Annotated in this window: 1 protein-coding gene; it reads right to left on the bottom strand. The window is 66.3% G+C overall.

Going from position 1 to position 1,339, the window contains the following annotated elements:
• Positions 1-25: 25 nt before the first annotated feature.
• Positions 26-1,075 (bottom strand): IS110 family RNA-guided transposase, encoded by a 1,050-nt coding sequence (locus tag K7711_RS46970; protein WP_222979658.1) that lies wholly within the window; start codon positions 1,073-1,075, stop codon positions 26-28.
• Positions 1,076-1,339 lie beyond the last annotated feature (264 nt).

The following is a 1,339-nucleotide window of genomic DNA, read 5'->3' as shown; positions in this document are numbered from 1 at the left end:
GAAAATGACTCTTCTATGCCTGTTGTCAAGGGGTGGACATGATGGTTTGGAGTTGCCGGAAGACTGCGCGGCAGACGTAGCGTTTGAGCTTGCGACGGGTTTCGCGGACTGTTTTCCCTTGTGCGCGACTGCGTTCGGCGTAGGCGCGTGTGTCCGGGTCGTAGCTGAGCCGACTGCGGACGATGGTGTCGAAAGCGCGGTTGAGTTGCCGGTCGCCGCCGCGGTTGAGTCTGTGCCGGATCGTGTTGCCCGAGGACGCGGGTTGTGGTGCGACACCGGCCAGTGCGGCGAACGCGGCCTCTGATCGGACGCGGCCGTGGTGGGAGTAGGCGCAGACGATGATCGCGCCGGTGACCGGTCCGACCCCGGGGTTGTTCTGCAGGCCGGGCACGATGCGTTCGACGATCTGCCCCAGGGTGGAGTGATTATCGCGGAGCTGCTTGTCGTGATCGGCGATCGCGCGGGCCAGGCGTCGGGCTTCGGTGCGTGCGATCGTGGTGACCGGATCGCTGCCGGTGACGCGCCAGGCCTTGATCGCGGTGATCTGGGCGTCGCTGACCGCGCGGCGTGCATCGACACCGAGATCGACGGTGCGCAGCAGCGCGGTGAGCGCGTTGCGGCAGGCGGTGCGCTGCTGGTCGAGCAGACGGCGGGTGGCCAGCAGGATTCGCAGGGCGTTGCGTTCGCCAGCGGAGCGTGGTGTGGCAACGTGTGATTCGTCTTGTCCCAGAACCGATCTGGCTGCGGCTTCGGCGTCGATGCGATCGGACTTGCCGTCGACGGCCCGCTGTTTGCGCGACGGCGGGCGCACCTCGCCGACCGCGATACCTGCCGCGGTGAGCACGGCGGTGAGCTTGGCACCATAGGACGCGGTGCCTTCGATCGCGGCGAAAACACTGCTGGCGGTGCGGCGTTCGATCCACGCCAGTGCGCGTGTCATGCCGGCAGCGTGGGTCGGGAATTCGCGGGTGTCGATGACCGCGCCGGTGCGGGTTTGGATGATCACGAAGGTGTGCGTGCGGGCGTGGGTGTCCACGCCGATCACGTGGTCGTAACGGTCGGCGATGCGCGCCATGGGTGAGGGTCCTCTCGGTGCTCGGGCCGGTGAGGGCGCCGGGGATCACTCGGAGGCACATCTGTAACGAGTCACGCCCCTGTGAACAGGGCGGACATTCTTCTGATCAGGCCATCCGGGTGGGCGTTCCGACGCCCGACCCGCCGTGTGGACACGTCATTTTCAAGACACCCGAGAACCGGAGTCGAATATACCCAGAGTCACGCACGGCAGGCCGAAACGCCATCCTGCCAGCCGATCTCGGATCAGCCACAACCATTACAG

The organism is Nocardia coffeae (genome assembly GCF_019890715.1).
Classification (GTDB): domain Bacteria; phylum Actinomycetota; class Actinomycetes; order Mycobacteriales; family Mycobacteriaceae; genus Nocardia; species Nocardia jiangxiensis.
Note: the sequence above shows the minus strand (reverse complement) of the source record. Positions and strands in the feature narration are given on the sequence as shown.